The organism is Streptomyces sp. NPDC058697, from assembly GCF_042715345.1.
GTDB lineage: Bacteria > Actinomycetota > Actinomycetes > Streptomycetales > Streptomycetaceae > Streptomyces > Streptomyces liliifuscus.
The window spans coordinates 156,222-173,428 of the sequence record NZ_JBHXSU010000016.1; the positions used below are offsets into that span (position 1 = coordinate 156,222).

Here is a 17,207-nt window from a genome sequence, read left to right on the forward strand (position 1 = left end):
CGTGCGGAGAGGCGGTCAGCCCACCGCCGCGAAGTTCTCGTACACCTCTTCCTCGTCGAGAGGCAGAATGCCCGCCCCTCGCTCGTACTCGGTACGCGCGGTTTCGAGCAGCCTGCGCCAAGAGGTGACGGTGGGCCGCCTGCGCAGCAGTGCGCGGCGCTCCCGCTCCGTCATTCCTCCCCACACGCCGAACTCGACGCGGTTGTCCAGCGCGTCGGCCAGGCACTCCGTGCGTACCGGACACCCGGTGCACACTGCCTTGGCCCTGTTCTGCGCTGCTCCTTGAACGAACAGTTCATCCGGATCGGTAGTGCGGCAGGCCGCCTGCGCACTCCAGTCGGTTACCCAGCCCATACCGGCGCCGTCCTCTCCCGAATCGAGGCTCCCCCACGGCGGCAGCGGCATATTCACCGCCGCCAGTTGAGGACGTTACGGAAGGTGGGCACAGTCAACCAGCCCCTTCGGGCCCAATCTTGAATGGCCCGAATGGACTATGGGTACGCGACAGATCACCCAACGGAGTGACCCGGCGACATGCGTGACCTTCCCGGCAAACCGGGGCAGTTGAGTTGCGTCACATCGGACACCAACTGACACATGAGGCGGATTCGGGCACGTGCTCAACAAAAAAGTTGAGTTCCGACCGAAACGATTCGGGGTCGCCGGACGTATTGATACGTAGCCCTACTGCTGTGACAGTTGAGAGCAGCTTAGGCCAAGGCCTATACGCGTGTCCGGCGAATGAGAACGTAGGCTGCCCTCATGCCAAAGAAGCGCTCGGGCGGGGGCCTGTCGTCAACGCAGCAGGCCGCCAAGTTCCTCGGTGTCAGTGTGCTCGCGGGAGCCGTCATGGCCGGAATCGCCGTGCCGGCGTTCGGCGCGCTCGGTCTCGCGGCCAAGGGTTCGGTCGAGGGGTTCGACGAGATCCCGACCAATCTGAAGCGGCCACCACTGAGCCAGCGCACGACGATCCTGGACAACAAGGGCGGCCAGATCGCCACGGTCTACTCACGTGACCGCACGGTGGTCGACCTCAAGGACATCTCGCCGTACATGCAGAAGGCGATCGTCGCGATCGAGGACTCCCGGTTCTACGAGCACGGCGCGGTCGACCTCAAGGGTGTCCTGCGAGCGCTCAACAAGAACGCGCAGAGCGGCGGCGTCTCCGAGGGCGCCTCCACGCTCACGCAGCAGTACGTGAAGAACGTCTTCGTGGAGGAGGCCGGCGACGACCAGACCAAGGTCGCCCAGGCCACCCAGCAGACCCTCGGCCGCAAGGTCCGCGAGCTGAAGTTCGCGATCCAGGTCGAGGAGGAGCTCGGCAAGAAGAAGATCCTCGAGAACTACCTGAACATCACGTTCTTCGGCCAGCAGGCGTACGGCGTCGAGGCCGCGGCCCAGCGCTACTTCTCCAAGTCCGCCAAGGACCTGAAGGTGGAGGAGGCCGCGCTGCTCGCCGGCATCGTCCAGTCGCCGAGCCGGTACGACCCGGTCAACGACGAGGAGGAGGCCGTCAAGCGGCGCAACACCGTGCTGCAGCGGATGGCCGACGTCCACGACATCTCCCGGGCGGAGGCCGACAAGGCCAAGAAAAAGCCGCTCGGCCTGAAGGTCAGCAAGCCCAAGAACGGCTGCATCACGGCGGTCAAGGGCGCCGGCTTCTTCTGTGACTACGTCCGCGAGGTCTTCCTGAACGACCCGGTCTTCGGCAAGACCCAGAAGGCCCGGGCCAAGATCTGGAACCAGGGCGGCCTGACGATCAGGACGACGCTCGACCCGCAGTCGCAGGAGTCGGCGCAGGCCTCGATCAAGGACCACGTCTACAAGAACGACGACGTGGCGACCGCCGCCACCATCGTCGAGCCCGGCACCGGCAAGATCCTCGCGATGGGCCAGTCGCGTCCGTACGGCTTCGGCAAGAACGAGACGCAGATGAACCTGTCCGTGGACGCCGGCATGGGCGGCGGCGCGGGCTACCAGCCCGGTTCGACGTTCAAGCCGATCGTGGCCGCGGCCGCCATCGAGGGCGGCAAGCCGGCGAACCAGGTGTACTCGTCGCCGTACGAGATGGAGTACCCGAGCCCGGTCTCCGCGTGCGACGGCAAGGTCTGGAAGAACGATCCGACCAAGCCCGCCAAGCTCACCAACGAGAACGAGACCGAGGTCGGCCCGTACGACATGAGGGACGCGACCGCGAAGTCGGTCAACACCTACTACGTACAGCTGATCAGTGACATCGGCATCTGCCCGGTGACCGAGATGGCGGCCAAGATGGGCGCCGAGCGCGCCGACGGCGACAAGATCGGTCAGAACCCGTCCATCGCGCTCGGCACGCAGGAGATGTCCCCGCTGACGATGGCGAGCGCGTACGCGACCTTCGCCACCCGGGGCACGTACTGCTCGCCGATCGCCATCGAGTCGATCCGCCAGACCGTCGGCGGCCAGAAGAAGTCCCTGCCGGTGCCGAAGTCGACGTGCTCACGCGCGATGTCGGAGAACACCGCCGACACGATCAACACGCTCCTCAAGGGCGTGGTCGAGGACGGTACGGGCTCGGAGGCGGGCCTCGACAGCCGGGCGAGCGCGGGCAAGACCGGTACGACGGACGAGCGCTACGCGGCCTGGTTCGTGGGCTACACGCCGAACATGGCCGGCGCGGTCTGGGTCGGCGACCCGGCCCACAAGCGGCGGATGACCAACATCACCATCGGCGGCATCCCGTACGACAAGGTCTTCGGTGGCAAGGTTCCCGGACCGATCTGGCGCGACATGATGGCCGGCGCCCTGGAGGGCAGGGAAGCGCCCCAGTTCAACCTCGTCAACATCCCGCCCAGCAACATCGGCCAGGAAGAGGACGGCCGCGGCGACGAGGACGACAACGGTGACGAGGACGGCAACAACGGGGACAACGGCGGGAACGGCGGTGGCAACGGTGACGGCAACAACGGCGGCAACGGCAACCCGCAGTTCCCCAATCCGACCATCTCGATCCCCGAGGAGTGGACGATCAGCGGGAACGACAACGGTGGGGGGAACGGGAACGGTGGGAACTTCCCGTAGGCCCGGGGTGGGCCCGGGGTTCGGCAGGCCCGGGGCCCCGTAGTCGGTAGTCCGTAGTCGGTAGTTGTACGCCGATGGGGGCGCCCCCTGTGACAAGGGGCGCCCCCATCGGCGTATGGCTGTTTCGGCGGCCCCGCCCCTCAGCCCGCGAGCAGCTTCTTGACCACCGCGGCGACGCGGCCGCCCTCGGCCAGGCCCGCCACCTTCGGGTTCACGATCTTCATGACCTGGCCCATGGCGCGCGGGCCCTCGGCACCGGCGGCCTTCGCCTCCTCGACCGCCTGCGCGACGATCTGCTGGAGCTCGTCGTCGGAGAGCTGCTTGGGCAGGTACTCGGCGAGGACCACGCCCTCCGCCTTCTCGCGCTCGGCCGACTCCGCGCGACCGCCCTGCGCGAAGGCCTCGGCCGCCTCGCGGCGCTTCTTCGCCTCCTTGGCGATCACCTTCTGCACCTCGTCATCGGAGAGCTCGCGCTTCGACGTACCCGCGACCTCCTCCTTCTGGATCGCGGCGAGGGTCAGCCGGAGCGTGGAGGAGCGGAGCTCGTCGCGCTCCTTGATCGCGGCGTTGAGGTCTGCCTGCAGCTTCGACTTGAGCGTGGTCATGGGGTGATTGTCGCAGGTGTGGTGCGACGGCTGCCCATGGATTTCGGGGCACCTCCTTCGGCGCCCCTCCGACGCCCCTCCGACGCCCGTTCGACGACCGTTCGACGACCCGTCGATGGTCCTCCGATGGTCTTACGAGTGTGTGGGGTCTGACACGATGGGTTCATGCGCGCGCGATACGGAGTACCTCTGGGAATCGCGGCGGCTGGCGCCGCCGGTCTGCTCTACTCGGCGGGTTTCGAAGCCCGCTCCTTCCGTCTGCGGCGGGTGACGGTCCCGGTGCTGCCACCCGGAATGCGACCGCTGCGCGTGCTCCAGGTCTCCGACATCCACATGGTGAGCGGCCAGCGCAAGAAGCAGCGCTGGCTGCGGTCGCTGGCGGGGCTGCGTCCCGACTTCGTCATCAACACCGGGGACAACCTGTCCGACCCGGAGGGCGTGCCCGAGGTGATGGACGCCCTCGGTCCACTGATGGAGTTCCCGGGGGCGTACGTCTTCGGCTCGAACGACTACTACGGGCCCAAACTCCGCAACCCCGCCCGCTACTTGTTCGAGAAGGCGCAGGGCAAGCACGGGCTGAACGGCAACGCGCCCGCGGTCGGCGTGGTCCACAACCCGTGGGAGCCGCTGCGCGACGGCTTCGACGCGGCGGGCTGGCTGAACCTGACGAACGCCCGGGGTTCGCTGAAGATCGACGGCTTCGAGGTCGAGCTGACCGGGCTCGACGACCCGCACATCAAGCGCGACCGGTACGCGCGCGTGGCGGGTGGCCCGTCCGACTCGGCCGACCTCTCGATGGGCATCGTGCACGCCCCGTACCTTCGCACGCTGGACGCCTTCACCGCGGACGGCTATCCCCTGATCCTGGCCGGCCACACCCACGGCGGCCAGCTGCGGATCCCCTTCTACGGCGCCCTCGTCACCAACTGCGACCTGGACACGGAACGGGCGAAGGGCCTGTCCACGCACACGGAGGCGGAGTCCGGGCGGACGGCGTACATGCACGTGTCGGCGGGCTGCGGAACGAACAGGTACACACCGGTACGGTTCGCGTGCCCGCCGGAGGCTACGTTGCTTACGTTGGTGGGGCGGGGTTGAGGGGGCCGAGGGGGGGGCTGGGGCTGAGGCTCTGAGGGCTCTGAGGGGTTGGCGGGGCCGAGGGGATTGCCGGGGCCGAGGGGGCCGAGGCGGTTGATGGGGATCGGGTGGCGGGACGGGCACAGGCGCTGTCACTGTCGCTGCGCTGACGCGTAGGAGGCGGCGCGGCGGGACGAGGGCTGGCGTGTGGGGTGCGTCGTCATGGGGTGCGCGGGGCACGTGAGGGCGCGTCGGGCACGCGGGGGCACGTGAGGGTGGACATTGGGCACGCGGGGTGCGTGGGGCACGTGAGGGCGCGTCCGGCACCTGAGGGTGGGCGTTGGACACGCAAGGGAGGGCTTGGGCACGGGAGGAGCGTGAGGGTGGCCCGCGGGTCACGCCGCACCGGACAGCACCGCCCGACCGGTTCAACCCGCCTCGCCCCTTTTGTCCGACCCGCTTAACGTGAGGGGATGACCACCCCTCTGCCCGCAGACATCCCGGACATACCCGTCCTGCCAGGCGTGGCCGCCAACGCCGCCGCCATCGTCCCCGTCGTCCCGGCGGACGCGGTGGTCCCCCGCGTCCGCCGCCCCCTGGTCGCCGCCTTCCGTCTCCTCGTCGCGCTGACGGCGACGGCGGGTGTGGCGCTGGCGCTGGTCCTGGGCACCCCGTCCCGGGTGATGAGCCACTTCACGATCCTGAGCAGCGTCGTGGTGGCCGCGGTGTTCACCGCCTCGGCCTGGCGGGCATGGACGGCCCGCCGCCCGCTACCGCCGTCCGTCACCGCCGGCACGATGCTGTACGCGGTGGGCGCGGGCCTGGTCCAACACGTGATCCTGGCGAACGGTTCGAGCACTCTCTCCATCACGGGCGACACCGGGACGCTCACGGGCTGGCCCGCCCTCACGAACCACCTCCTGCACACGGCGGTCCCGGTCATGGCCGTACTGGACTGGTTCCTGCTGACCCGCCCGGGCCCGCTGCGTCTCCACACCGCGGCGACCTGGCTGGTGCTGCCCGCTGCGTACTTGGCCTTCACACTGGCCCGGGGCGCGCTGCTGCCTGCCAACACGCCGGCCCGCTACCCGTACCCCTTCCTGGACGTGCCCCGACACGGCTACGCAGAGGTCCTCGGCAACGCCACCATCCTCGGCCTCGCCTGCTACGCACTGGCCCTCCTCCTCGTCGCCCTCGACCACGTCCGCCCCGTTCCACGCCGCCACCGACCCCCCGAAAACCGGATTTCGTCTCCGGCCACCGGTGGGCTAAAGTAAACGACGTCGCCACGAACAGGGCCCACGAGAGTGGCCTGCTCCAAGCGGCATCGGGGTGTAGCGCAGCTTGGCAGCGCGCTTCGTTCGGGACGAAGAGGTCGTGGGTTCAAATCCCGCCACCCCGACAGCTAAGTAGCAGATCAGAGGGCCCTTACCGGGTAGGTAAGGGCCCTCTGGTGTTGCTGCGTGTCTAACTGCGTGACTAGCGTTTCGGATCCCGCTTGAAGATGCCGTCCATGACCACGGCACCGGTCTGGATGATGGGGCGGATCTACTTCCGGTGGACCTCCTCGGTTACGCCCGTGCCGGAGTGGCCGACGAGCCGGGAGATCTCTTCCAGCGGGACGCCGCGATCGGAGAGCAGAGACACGAAGCTGTGCCGGAGCTCCCGAGGTATCCACTCGTCGGCGTTGATCCCGTCGGCATCCTTGAGCGCCTGGCGGAAGGCGCGCCGGACGTTGGTCGCGTCGAGCGGCTTGCCGACGCCGAGGAGAAGACGAGCCCGTGTTCCTCCCAGCTGTCACCAGCGGCGAGCCGCTCCCAGCCCTGGCCCTCGAACTGCTGCCAGAGGACCCGACACAACGTACCGGCAGAGCGAGCGTTCGCCGGGACTTCCTGGTCTTGCCCCTGCCACCTTGGGAGTTGCCGGGCGGTGTACTCGAACTCGACAAGACCTCCGAGACGGGCGTCGCCCGCGAGGTCCTAGAGGAGACGGGCATCCACATAGAGATGGCCGAACTCGCTGGGGGCTACAAGAACACGACCCAGGAATCGTCGCCTTGACTTTCCGCTGCAAGCCGTCCGGCGGCATGGAACGCACATCGAGCGAGTCGACCGCTGTTGCCTCGCCCACGCCCAACGAGCTGGCGGAATGCACGCCCGAGGCCTTCACGATTCGCCCCCTGGACGCCTTGGACGGCAACAGACCTCACGTACGAAGCCACGACGGCAACCGACGCATCCCAGCGGGATAGAACTTTCTCTACTTCATCAAGTCCCGGCTGTGCTGCGCTCCGTCGGGTGCACTTCCCGGCTCCGCCGCCCTCCGCACTCCTGCCTTCGGCCCGCGCTGCGGGCGCTGCGGGCGCTGCGCCGACGCGCGCCCACGAGTAGATAAGCCGGGCTCATGAGTGGCGATCACCGCACGAACACGGCCGCGGTCACAGAGGTGCCTCCGGCGGGGGCGCTCCGACTCCGGGATGGAGGGGGCGCCGCTCGCGAGTGCTGGCCGAGTGTGGCGGGCGCGGTGAGCTCCCATCGCGTCCACCGCCGGCCCAGGCAGAGCCGAGCCGACGCGGCCGATGGCGTCCAGGTCGTTCGTACAGCGGCGCGCTCCACCTGGACGCCATGAACCACGCCCGCTCCACGGTGTGTGGGTCGACGGCGGACGGGATGGGAGCCAGGGAAGGTGGTGGGTTGAGGAATGATGAAAGCGTGGCGGTGAGATGTACTCCGTTGATCCGCAGTTCAGTGATTGGGCAGCACGGTTCTGAGGAAACCCAACAGGACGACGAGTCCGGCCGAGGATGCAGCAGAAAGCCCCCTGCTTGGCTGACAGGGGGCTTCGAGTTGAACTCTTAGCGCTTGCTGGCGCCTCCCGTCCGGCCCTCGAAAATGATGAGGAATGGGGAGATGTAGCCAGACGCTTCAACCGGTGTCGTGTGTCCCGCCAGTACCAGCGTCACGCCGGCTGCAAGGGCGGACGTGTACATCCCGGCGCGAACGAGCAGGGCTGTGCGACTTTCTTTCGGGTCAGCCATAATGGCAGGGCTCCTTGTTCCATGCGGACATCGGGGCTTGGGCCGCTCGTTCGTTTCTCAGGCGCAGCGAGCGGCCCCCACCGGCTCCCCGTATTGCGGGAGTTGAAGGCAGATTACGGCTTCGCGGCAGAAGTCAAACCCCATCGTCCAGCATGTGGAATAAGCGACATTCCTCCTACTCACCAGCCTCTACCGGTGTCCACGATGTGGACAGACTCTCATCGAGCTGACCTGCGCAAACCGATTTGGCCTTTGCCGATCTCCGGAATTTAGCGCGATCGGGAACCGAAGAAACGGTTTGGACGTACACCCCAGAAGCTTCCCGACCCGGCCGTTCCGCATGATCGGCCTCAATCAGGCACCGAGGACTGAGCATCATGGGCCCCGGCTCGAGTCAGAGCGCAACCCCTCCGCTGGTCGCGTGAGCGACGATCAGGTCACACTGGGGGGAGGCCCAACTACGCCGCGGCAAGCCCGCAGAGGGGCCCGCTTGCCCTTCACGTGCCCGACCGGAAGGGAGGGGAACAGCGGGGGCCAGCAGTGGTCGACCCGAGAGGTGGCAGATCAATAACTTGCCATCTCTGACCGCATCCGCATACGCGATCTTCCAAGCCGGCTAAGACTTTTAGGTGCGACGGTCGACTTCTGGTGAAACGCTACAGAGGGCGAACCTTCCGCTTCGGAATGAGAGGGAGCCATGAGCGAACAGCGGCCGACTGTCGACGTCAACCAGTTCGACAAACTCTGCGCAGAGATCCGCCGTGTTGTCGACGAAGGGGCAGACGGGCTGAGCAGAGAGCAGTGCTTTCTGAGCGCCCTCAACGTCTGCGAGGCCCTAGGAGTGGGTGTCTTCGTAGATGACGCCGGAGCGTGGCATCAGTTCCGGGCAGCTGGAGCGCCGGACCCGAACCTCAATACGTCCAGGGTGTGGTGATTGCTGTACAGCAGCGAAGTACAGCAACCACGCCGAACCGTATGAACCATTGTCGATCCCCGAAACCTGGCTGACCAGCGCAGCAGACCTCAGCAACCGCTCCGCCCATAGTTTGCATCGAGGGGACCACAACACCCCCGCTCGGGCCGTCTCTGGGTCGTGCGGGGGCGTTTAACAACAACCAACACTGACAGCCGTCAACAGCTAAAGCGCAGGTCGCAGCGTTGATCGAGGGGCGAGCGTGGGATGCTCCGAGGAGAGCGGTGGTAGGAGTGGTGGGCAGGTGCGGCAAGGAGCTGACATTCGTTGCTGACATCAACGTCAGCGGGCGACGGCAGACGGCGACGCGCGAGCATGGCTATCGTCACCGGCAGTGGCCTCGCTCACCAGCACCTTCGCACCGTTATGAGCATGGGCCGATGTCACACCCTGTGGATCTGGGACGTGGCCGAAGCGAAGGGTGCGGGCTGGTTTGTTGGCTCCAACCCTGGTACATCACTTCGTCATGGCCATGAGTGCGATTGAACTGCACAGCATAAATCGTTGGGAGGCGTCCTTCCTGCGCGAGGAGGTGGACGGCTACTTCACCCACGGCATCGAGTGCACGCCGGGCGCGACGGTACTCGACGTGGGCGCCAACATCGGTGTGTTCTCGGCCGCCGTCTATGAGCGGCTGGACGGGGACGTGCGGATCTACGCCTTCGAGCCGATGCCGCCACTCCACGCGACACTCGAACGCAATGCTCGCGAGTTCTTCAACGGGCGGCTGACCGCGCTCCCTTACGGCCTGGCGTCCCGTGACGAGGAGCTCGATTTCAGTTACGTTCCGGCCGCCACGATCTTCTCGTCCTCCTCGCGGGACTCGGGGAACATCGAGGACGAGCGGCGCCGGGTCACCGCCAGCGTGGTGGAAATGATCCGCCAGGGCGGTGTGGGACCGGTCCTGCGCCGCGTACCCGCCCCCATCCTCACTTTTCTCATCGGCCGCAAGCTGCGGGTGATGCGGCGGCTTGAGACGCACCGGGTCAAGGTCAGGCCCCTGTCATCGGTGCTCGACGAGCAGGGCATCGAGCACATCGACCTGCTCAAGGTCGATGTGGAAGGCGCCGAACTCGAGGTACTCAGAGGCATCGAGGAACGGCATTGGCCGCTGGTCCGCCAGGCCGTCGTCGAGGTGGAGGGCTGGCAGCAGAACCGCGACACAGTCTGCGAGGTCCTCCTCGCACACGGCTTCAAAGTCAGCACCGAGCAGGACTCTGTGCAGCGGGCCGGCGACATCGGCATGGTGTTCGCGGTCAGGCCCTGACCACGCGCAGCACCCGGCACTCAAGGCGGTAGGGGATCGGGGAATCGATCCATTGCCGGGCGATCCAGTAATGCCGGCTCACGGGATGATGTGCGTCCCCGACTGACGCATGTCCTGCTCCGCATCACGGATGACGCGATCAAAGGTGACATCTACGAGTTCCCCGACATCGCCGTCAGCCCTGGCTATCCGGACTCCGACGGCACCGATTTGGCAGTCGAGCTATCCACGTCCGGCGTTCGCTCACACTGTGTGGAATGCCTCCGGGACTGTGCTCGCGGGACATGGCGAGGCCTGCTATCGCGCCAAGTGGGCGATGTATCCGTACCCCTTCGGATTGGTCCAGGGCCTCAACGTCGGGATCGTCGACGCGGCGAATCTCGGCTGGAAGCTCGCGGCCGTGGTAGGCGGCTGGGTCGGCGAGGACATCCTCGACACGTACACCACCGGACGGCATCCGGTCGCGGCGCGCCTGCTGCAGAACGCCCGGGCCCAGATCGTCCTGATGTGACCCGACCCGCGGACGAGGGCGCTGTGGGAGATGTTCTCCGAGCTGATGGACCTTGACGACGCCCACCGGTACGTCGTGGACGTCCGGTACGGCCTGGGCGACGACCACCGGCTCGTCGGCAGCCTGTGCCCGGACATGAAGTTGACGTCGGCGCGGCCCGACCCGGACGTCGTCACCGCGGTGACCCGGTCGGGGGACCTGCTGCGTGAGGGGCGCCGCCCGCACGGACCGGTGGACGTCGACGCGTTGCTCATCCGGCCCGATGGTTGTGTCGCCCGGGCCTTGCCCGCGCTGGTGCGTGCGTCGGGCGCATGGTTCGGCCAACCGGTCTGAGCAGCGTATTAACAGTCGCCTCAGGTTCGCTCGGTACGAAGTAGGCATCCAGATCAGCGATGCAACTCGTATGTAGGAGGCTAGTGATGGCAGTCAACGCAGCGCCGTCCGGGGAAGCGCCGGCCGGTCGGTTGGCAGGCCGGTGGGTGCCATGGTTAGTGATCGGCTTGTGGCTGGTGCTGGCGGCGGGCATGGTGCCGCTGAGCGGAAAGTTGAGCTCGGTCACCACCGACAGCGCCGTGGACACCCTGCCGGCCAGTGCCGAGTCCACCAAGGTGGCGGTGCTGGAGGACCGTCTTCCCGGCGGTGAGAACAGCACGTTCGTCTTCGTGTACCACCGCGCCGGCGGCATGACCGACGCCGACCGCGCGACGGTCGAGCGCCACTACAACACCTTTGCCAAGCAGTACCCGCCGAAGGCGACGGAGGCGGCCGGCGAGGACGACGAGGGCTCACCGACGAGCCCCTCCACCGACCGCAAGGCGATGATGTTCACCCTTGAGGTGAGCACGGCCTACGGCGCACCGGAGGACCTCGTCGGCCCGATGCGTGACGCCGCGAAGGACCGCCCCGCCGGCCTGGAACTCGACGTGACCGGCCCGGGTGCGATCGACGGCGACATGGATGCCGTCTTCGACGGCATCGACGTGCAGGTCCTCCTCACCACCATCGTCGTCGTCACGCTCCTGCTCATCCTCACCTACCGCAGCCCGGTGTTGTGGATCATCCCGCTGGTGGCCGTCGGCGCGGCCGCACTGACCTCGATGGGGACCGTCTACCTGCTCGTCAAGGGCTTCGGCATCGTGGTCAACGACCAGAACTCGGCGCTGCTGACGATCCTGGTGTTCGGCGTCGGCACGGACTACGCGCTGTTGCTCATCGCTCGATATCGGGAGGCACTGCACCACCATGAGAACGTCCGGGTCGCGATGGTCCACGCGCTGCGCGGCGCGGCGCCGGCCATCGTCGCGTCCGCGGCCACCGTGGTCGCCGGCCTGCTCTGCCTGCTCGTCGCGGACCTGAACAGCACCAGCGGGCTGGGCCCGATCGGCGCGGCCGGCATCCTGTGCGCGCTGGTGGCCATGCTGACGCTGTTCCCGGCGGTGCTCGTGGTGCTCGGCAGGCGGATCTTCTGGCCGGCCGTCCCGCGGTTCAGCACGGCCGTGGAGGAGAAGCCGGGGCTGTGGGGACGGCTCGGCACCGCCATCAGCCGCCGCCGGTGGGTGGCGACGCTCGGCTCGCTCGGAGTCCTCGGCGTACTCGCCCTCGGGCTGGCGGGCAACACCGGCGCCCTGCGGGAGCAGGACCAGTTCCTGTCCGCGCCGGAGTCGGTCACCGGCTTCACCGTTCTCCGCCAGCACTTCCCGGAGCTCGGCGGCCAGCCGATGACGGTCTTCACGCGGCCGGCGCACCAGGAGCGGGTGATCGACATCGTCAAGGACACTCGCGGTGTGGCCCTGGCCGTCCCGGAGCAGACCAGCGGTGGCTGGGCCAACATCTCCGTGTTCCCGAAGGACGCGCCGGACACCGTCGCGGAGTACGACACGATCAAGCGGGTACGCACCGCCGTGCACGCGGTGAGCGGGGCGGAGGCGATCGTCGGCGGGCCGAGTGCGGAGAACCTCGACACCGAGGTGACCACCAAGCGCGACGAGAAGCTGGTGATCCCGCTGGTGCTCGTCGTCGTCCTGCTCGTCCTCGGGCTGCTGCTGCGCGCGATCCTGGCCCCGCTGGTCCTGATGGCCACCGTGATCGTCTCGTTCGCCGCGGCCTTCGGCGGCAGCGTGTTCGTCTTCGACACGATCCTCGGGTTCAAGGGTGTCGACAATTCGGTGCCGCTGCTGGCATTCCTGTTCCTGGTGGCGCTCGGCGTCGACTACAACATCTTCCTGGCCAGCCGGGCCCGGGAGGAGACCGTGCGTCTCGGCACCAGAGAGGGCATGCTCAAAGCCCTCTCGGCCACCGGTGGCGTCATCACCTCGGCAGGCCTGGTCCTGGCGGCCACGTTCGCGGTCCTCGCCACACTTCCGCTGGTGATGCTGGTCGAGGTCGGGTTCCTGGTCGCCTTCGGCGTGCTGCTCGACGCCCTGCTGGTGCGGTCGGTCCTGGTGCCCGCCCTCACCTTGCTGATCGGCCGGCGAATCTGGTGGCCGAGCCGGCTGTCCCGGCCGGCGGCGGAGCTGCCGGACCGTCAACAGCCGCTCGCCGCCGACGAGGAGGAGCCCGCGCTACAACGGTGAGCACGGCGGCACGAACGAGATCCGGGACGGGGCCTCAGACCCGTCCCGGATTTTTTCATGGGCCCGACGGCCGCCTTTTTCATGGGCCCGACGGTCGCCGCCCTTGGGGTCCTGCGCCACGCGCCGGGGCTGGGGCCGGCGCACCGTGTCCTGCCCGGTGGTGGGCCGCGCGGGCCATTGCCCAATGCCACGGAGTCAAGGCCCTGTTGGTGGTTTCAAGGCGTCAGGGAGAGTGATCTTGTAGGTGCTTGGCGCGGTGCGGATGAGTCGGCCGTTGCGGGCCCAGTAGCAGAGTTGCGCGGTGAGGCTGCTGAGGGGGCGCCGAGGTGGGGACAGCCCGAGATGCCGTGCGATGTCCCGGGTGTGCATGGCCTGGTTGGAGTACTCGGCCAAGAGCCGGCAGACCTGGCCCCAACGGCCGGAGAGGGCCCGGCTCGGGCCCTGCGCGCTGGGCAGAGCTGGTGGGTGCACGGTGATCTCGATGGCGGTGATCGGGGTGCTGCCGCGTGGACGCCCGTCACGGTTCCAGATGTTGTAGCGGGAGGTTCCGCACTTGACGATGCGGGCGGACAGCCGCATCCGCCGCCCGGGAAGCAGCGCGTGCAGAACGCGGGCGCCTATGTGTCCCACCAGGTCGGCGCCGGCCCGCGCACCACCGTCGACCTGAGCCTGGCGGCCGGCTCCTGTCGGGTCCACATCGTCGTGCACGGCAGCGGCCCGCCCGACGACGAACCCGTGTCGGCGGCCAACCGGCCTGAGCGCCGTCTAACGGTCGTCTCAGGTTCGCTCGGTATGAAGTAGGCATCGCCGGGCGACACGGGTCTCGGCCTCGCCGGTATGGCCGAACGCGCCGCGCTCCACGGCGGCACGGTCAGCGCCGGCCCCGCGTCGGCCCCGCGCCGGACGGCGGCCGGACCGTCTACGCGACCCTGAAAGGCAGCCATTCATGATCTCTGTGCTCGTGGTGGACGCCCAGCCGCTCCAGCGCTTCGGGTTTCGCATGCTGCTGGAGAGCACCCCCGACACCGAGATCGTCGGTGAGGCCGAGAACGGCGCCGAGGCCGTTCGGCGGACCGCCAAGCTGCATCCCGACGTGGTGCTGATCGACATCCGCATGCCGGGCGTCGACGGGATCGAGGCCACCCGGCGCATCGTCGCCGCCGGTGGGCGTTCGCGGATCCTGGTGCTGACGACGTTCGACGTGGACCAGTACGCGTTCGCCGCGCTGCGGGCCGGGGCGAGCGGTTTCCTGCTGAAGGACACCCGCCCGGAGGAGCTGCTCGCCGGCATCCGGGCCGTCGCCGCCGGGGACGCGGTGATCGCGCCGGCGCTGACTCGGCGGCTGCTCGACGCGTTCGCCGACCGGCTCGGCGATGACCTCTGCGAGCCCGTGCGGGAGGATCCCCGGCTGGACTCCCTGACCGGCCGCGAGCGCGAGATCCTCGTTGCCATCGGCCACGGCCTCACCAACGGCGAGATCGCGCAACGGTTCACGCTGTCGGAGTCGACGGTGAAGACCCACGTCGGGCGGGTCCTCGCCAAGATCGGCGCACGGGACCGGATCCAGGCCGTCATCCTCGCCTACGACCTGAGACTCACCCGGCCGATTTAGCACTTCATCTCGCGCGTCCGTCGGGGGCGCGACCGTAGTTCCCAGCCGCACCACACCGCACCACACCGCACCGCACCGCTCCGGGCCGCTCCGGGCCGCACCGCTCCGCGTGATCGACCGCTCCGCTGCCGGGTCCGCCTGCAGCCGCCCACGTCACCGTCCGTCCGACCGCCACGACGCCGCACGGGTGTGAGTTCAGTGCGGACGTGTGTGAGCTCAGAGCTGTTTTTCGGCTTGTTGACCTCAGGTTGACCTCAGTGAGCTCACACACGTTCGACGCTTCGTCAGGACTCGCGGGGGGAGACCGTCATGATGCCCGTGCACATCTCGTCGCTGGTGCCGTCGCCCCACACCACGTAGCGCGGCGGCAGCTTGCTCAGCTGCGGCAGCTGTTTGCGCAGCCCCGCGTCGTGCGTACACGTCACCCGCAGCGTGTCCCCCGGACCGATCTCCACCGGCGACGGCAGCTTCACCAGCCGCTGGTTGTCGAAGTCGAACTGCGGCACGTCCAGCACGACCTGGGCGTTCGGCGTGCCCGGGTTGAGTTCGACCTTGATGGCCCGCCCGAGCAGGTGCATGTGGCCGAAACCGGCGAACAGCGTCATCGGCGCCTCCACCTTGTGGTCACAGGTCTGGGTGTCACCGGGCTTCGGCGCGCTCTGGCCGCACTCCTCCAGCTGCTCGTCCGCGGTGCCGCCGACCTCCTCTCCGAACCGCTTCGTCACGTCCGCGATCGAGGCCTCCCGGTCACAGAGCGGACCCGACTCGTCGGCGGCGCAGGGGAGCTCGGTCGGCGCGTCGAGCGGCAACGTGTCGAATTCCCGGGTCTGCGGCGTGCCGTCCTTCAGCCGCAGCCGCACCGCCGAGCGGTCCGACCCGGCCGGCTTGCCGTCGGTCGCGAGCAGGTTGTAGTGGAGCTGGAGGACGATCAGGCTGCCCGGCTCCAGCTTGTAGCCGGCGTCCTGGGTGAAGAGCGTCTCCGTGGCGCCCGGTGCCCAGGTGTCCACCCACGTTGCTTCCCCCTCTTCTACTTCGGCGCTGGGCACGCCGGTCCCGCCGAAACACTGCCAGCCGAGGCCGGGGGTCTTCGCGTCCTGCTCGTGCACCGCGGCAGCGCCGTCCGGCGGCACCGCGTACACGATGGCGTGGTGCGCGATGGCGACGTTCTCCGGCATGACCTGGGTCCCGGTCAGGAAAGCCGTCTTGGTCAGGCCCGGATCGATCACCTGGCACCGGTACTCGTCCGTGCCGCCGCCCTCCGGCGGCGCGGGCGTGTAGGCCTTGGCCATCTTCAGGTCGGCGAACCGCTCGCCGGCGCGCAGCGGCTGCGGTGGAGCCGATGACCCGCCCGCGTGCGCACTGTGCGAGCCGGTCGCGGTGGGCGCCGCGCTGTTGTCGGCGTCCGACCCGCAGGCGGTGACAGCGAACGCCGTCGCCAGCGCCATGGCGGCCACCCCTAACCTCCGCAGTAGGCTCTCAGGTTTCGTCATGGCCTGAACGCTAGGCCCGATTCCGTCCTGTTTCGTCGTACTGCGGTCGTCATCTTCGGGAGGGAGGTGGTACCGCGGTACTTCTCTCCGGAGCGCTGTTCGACACCCGCACGAGAATCAAGGCCCGTCGCAACTGGGCCCGAAGTCACGCCCACGAAAGTCCGTTCCGCGTTTGGCGACGCGGGCGGAGGACCGCAGGCGGCGCTTGGGCAGCATGGCGTGCAGGAGACGGGTGCCGATGTGTCCGACCAGGTCGGCTCTGGTGCGGTGTCCGGTGGTCGCGGGCGGGCCGGCGACGAGCGCGACGGTGTCGCGGGCGGCCTCCAGAGCGATGGTGAAGGCAGCGCGGTCGGGGGCGGTACCGGTACCGGGGTGGGTTTCCACCGCTGTGACCATGGCCGATCGTAGAGCTTGGTAGAGAGTGAGAAGTCCCCATAGTTCCTGGGTGAGTCCGGCTGGATCCCTTGAGCGCAGGGCGCGGCCTTTGTGGAGTGTGTGACGCAGTGCCAGGTAGGCGCACTCGATCTCCCAGCGCTCGTGGTGGAGGCGGACGAGCTGCTGGGCGGGGTCGGTTCAGTGGTCGGTGAGGGTGGTCAGCAGCCGGTAGGTGTCGCCGAAAGTGCTGCCGTCGGCAGTACGGGTGCGGATCTCGGCCTCGATCACGCGCAGGGTGAGCCCGGCGATGCGCGTGAGGTAGGAGCCGTCGGACAACATGGCCATTGCCCGACGGCCGCCGCCCTTGGTCCTGCGCCGTGCGGCCGGGGCTGCGGTCGGCGCACCGCGGTGCCCTGCCCCGACGGTGAGCCACGCGGGGCCATACCCGAGGGCCGCCGCCCCTTGCCCTGCGCCGCGCCGCCGGGGCTGCGGTCGGCGCACCGCGGTGCCCTGCCCCGACGGTGAGCCACGCGGGGCCATACCCGAGGGCCGCCGCCCCTTGTCCTGCGCCGTGCGGCCGGGGCTGGGGTCGGCGCACCGCGGTGCCCTGCCCCGAGGGTGAGCCGC

General features: G+C 68.4%; 15 protein-coding genes, 1 tRNA gene and 2 pseudogenes. 11 read left to right on the top strand and 7 right to left on the bottom strand.

Features of this window, described 5'->3' with window-relative positions:
- Positions 1-15: 15 nt before the first annotated feature.
- Positions 16-354, bottom strand: a complete 339-nt coding sequence (gene wblA / locus ACFWXQ_RS31670; protein ID WP_383936612.1) for a transcriptional regulator WblA — start codon at positions 352-354, stop codon at positions 16-18.
- A gap of 408 nt (positions 355-762) precedes the next feature.
- Here wblA and ACFWXQ_RS31675 point away from each other — a divergent pair, with 408 nt between their 5' ends.
- Positions 763-3,060 (top strand): transglycosylase domain-containing protein, encoded by a 2,298-nt coding sequence (locus tag ACFWXQ_RS31675; protein WP_383936610.1) that lies wholly within the window; start codon positions 763-765, stop codon positions 3,058-3,060.
- 140 nt (positions 3,061-3,200) lie between these two features.
- Here ACFWXQ_RS31675 and ACFWXQ_RS31680 read toward each other — a convergent pair whose 3' ends face one another.
- The gene (locus tag ACFWXQ_RS31680; protein WP_383936609.1) at positions 3,201-3,665 is read right to left on the bottom strand and encodes a GatB/YqeY domain-containing protein; all 465 of its coding nucleotides are present in this window, start codon (positions 3,663-3,665) and stop codon (positions 3,201-3,203) included.
- Between the two features lie 165 nt (positions 3,666-3,830).
- Between ACFWXQ_RS31680 and ACFWXQ_RS31685 the strand changes: the two genes are divergently transcribed.
- The 3 genes from ACFWXQ_RS31685 to ACFWXQ_RS31695 all read left to right on the top strand — a co-directional run bounded on the left by ACFWXQ_RS31685 (position 3,831) and on the right by ACFWXQ_RS31695 (position 6,144).
- Positions 3,831-4,763: a metallophosphoesterase gene (locus ACFWXQ_RS31685; protein WP_383936607.1), complete on the top strand. Its 933-nt coding sequence runs from the start codon at positions 3,831-3,833 to the stop codon at positions 4,761-4,763.
- Between the two features lie 452 nt (positions 4,764-5,215).
- Positions 5,216-6,019, top strand: a complete 804-nt coding sequence (locus ACFWXQ_RS31690) for a Pr6Pr family membrane protein (protein WP_383936606.1) — start codon at positions 5,216-5,218, stop codon at positions 6,017-6,019.
- A 51-nt stretch (positions 6,020-6,070) separates the two neighbouring features.
- Positions 6,071-6,144, top strand: a tRNA-Pro gene (locus ACFWXQ_RS31695).
- 77 nt (positions 6,145-6,221) lie between these two features.
- Here ACFWXQ_RS31695 and ACFWXQ_RS31700 read toward each other — a convergent pair.
- Positions 6,222-6,657, bottom strand: a pseudogene (locus tag ACFWXQ_RS31700) (tyrosine-type recombinase/integrase); the annotation flags it as partial.
- On the opposite strand from ACFWXQ_RS31700, the pseudogene ACFWXQ_RS31705 reads away from it, so the two are divergent.
- The 6 genes and pseudogenes from ACFWXQ_RS31705 (at position 6,635) to ACFWXQ_RS31730 (ending at position 13,103) form a co-directional block, all read left to right on the top strand.
- Positions 6,635-6,993 (top strand): annotated as a pseudogene (locus ACFWXQ_RS31705) (NUDIX domain-containing protein). The pseudogenes ACFWXQ_RS31700 and ACFWXQ_RS31705 sit on opposite strands and share 23 nt — an antisense overlap.
- A gap of 1,483 nt (positions 6,994-8,476) precedes the next feature.
- Positions 8,477-8,713: a hypothetical protein gene (locus tag ACFWXQ_RS31710; protein ID WP_383936604.1), complete on the top strand. Its 237-nt coding sequence runs from the start codon at positions 8,477-8,479 to the stop codon at positions 8,711-8,713.
- A gap of 511 nt (positions 8,714-9,224) precedes the next feature.
- Positions 9,225-10,019 (top strand): FkbM family methyltransferase, encoded by a 795-nt coding sequence (locus tag ACFWXQ_RS31715; RefSeq protein ID WP_383936602.1) that lies wholly within the window; start codon positions 9,225-9,227, stop codon positions 10,017-10,019.
- A 250-nt stretch (positions 10,020-10,269) separates the two neighbouring features.
- The gene (locus tag ACFWXQ_RS31720; protein WP_386269677.1) at positions 10,270-10,530 is read left to right on the top strand and encodes an FAD-dependent monooxygenase; all 261 of its coding nucleotides are present in this window, start codon (positions 10,270-10,272) and stop codon (positions 10,528-10,530) included.
- A gap of 30 nt (positions 10,531-10,560) precedes the next feature.
- Positions 10,561-10,863 carry a hypothetical protein gene (locus ACFWXQ_RS31725; protein WP_383936598.1) on the top strand — a complete coding sequence of 101 codons (303 nt, stop codon included), beginning with the start codon at positions 10,561-10,563 and terminating at the stop codon, positions 10,861-10,863.
- Positions 10,864-10,949: 86 nt separating this feature from the next.
- Positions 10,950-13,103, top strand: a complete 2,154-nt coding sequence (locus tag ACFWXQ_RS31730) for an MMPL family transporter (RefSeq protein WP_383936597.1) — start codon at positions 10,950-10,952, stop codon at positions 13,101-13,103.
- Between the two features lie 195 nt (positions 13,104-13,298).
- Here ACFWXQ_RS31730 and ACFWXQ_RS31735 read toward each other — a convergent pair whose 3' ends face one another.
- Positions 13,299-13,811, bottom strand: a complete 513-nt coding sequence (locus ACFWXQ_RS31735; RefSeq protein WP_383936595.1) for a hypothetical protein — start codon at positions 13,809-13,811, stop codon at positions 13,299-13,301.
- A gap of 238 nt (positions 13,812-14,049) precedes the next feature.
- Here ACFWXQ_RS31735 and ACFWXQ_RS31740 point away from each other — a divergent pair, with 238 nt between their 5' ends.
- Positions 14,050-14,715 (top strand): response regulator, encoded by a 666-nt coding sequence (locus ACFWXQ_RS31740; RefSeq protein ID WP_383936593.1) that lies wholly within the window; start codon positions 14,050-14,052, stop codon positions 14,713-14,715.
- Between the two features lie 284 nt (positions 14,716-14,999).
- On the opposite strand, the gene ACFWXQ_RS31745 is transcribed toward ACFWXQ_RS31740, so the two are convergent.
- The 3 genes from ACFWXQ_RS31745 to ACFWXQ_RS31755 form a co-directional block, all read right to left on the bottom strand.
- Positions 15,000-16,160 carry a hypothetical protein gene (locus ACFWXQ_RS31745; RefSeq protein ID WP_383936591.1) on the bottom strand — a complete coding sequence of 387 codons (1,161 nt, stop codon included), beginning with the start codon at positions 16,158-16,160 and terminating at the stop codon, positions 15,000-15,002.
- 162 nt (positions 16,161-16,322) lie between these two features.
- A complete protein-coding gene (locus ACFWXQ_RS31750; RefSeq protein WP_386269681.1) occupies positions 16,323-16,589 on the bottom strand; it encodes a hypothetical protein in 267 nt (88 codons plus the stop codon).
- A gap of 189 nt (positions 16,590-16,778) precedes the next feature.
- A complete protein-coding gene (locus ACFWXQ_RS31755; protein ID WP_383936587.1) occupies positions 16,779-16,925 on the bottom strand; it encodes a hypothetical protein in 147 nt (48 codons plus the stop codon).
- Positions 16,926-17,207 lie beyond the last annotated feature (282 nt).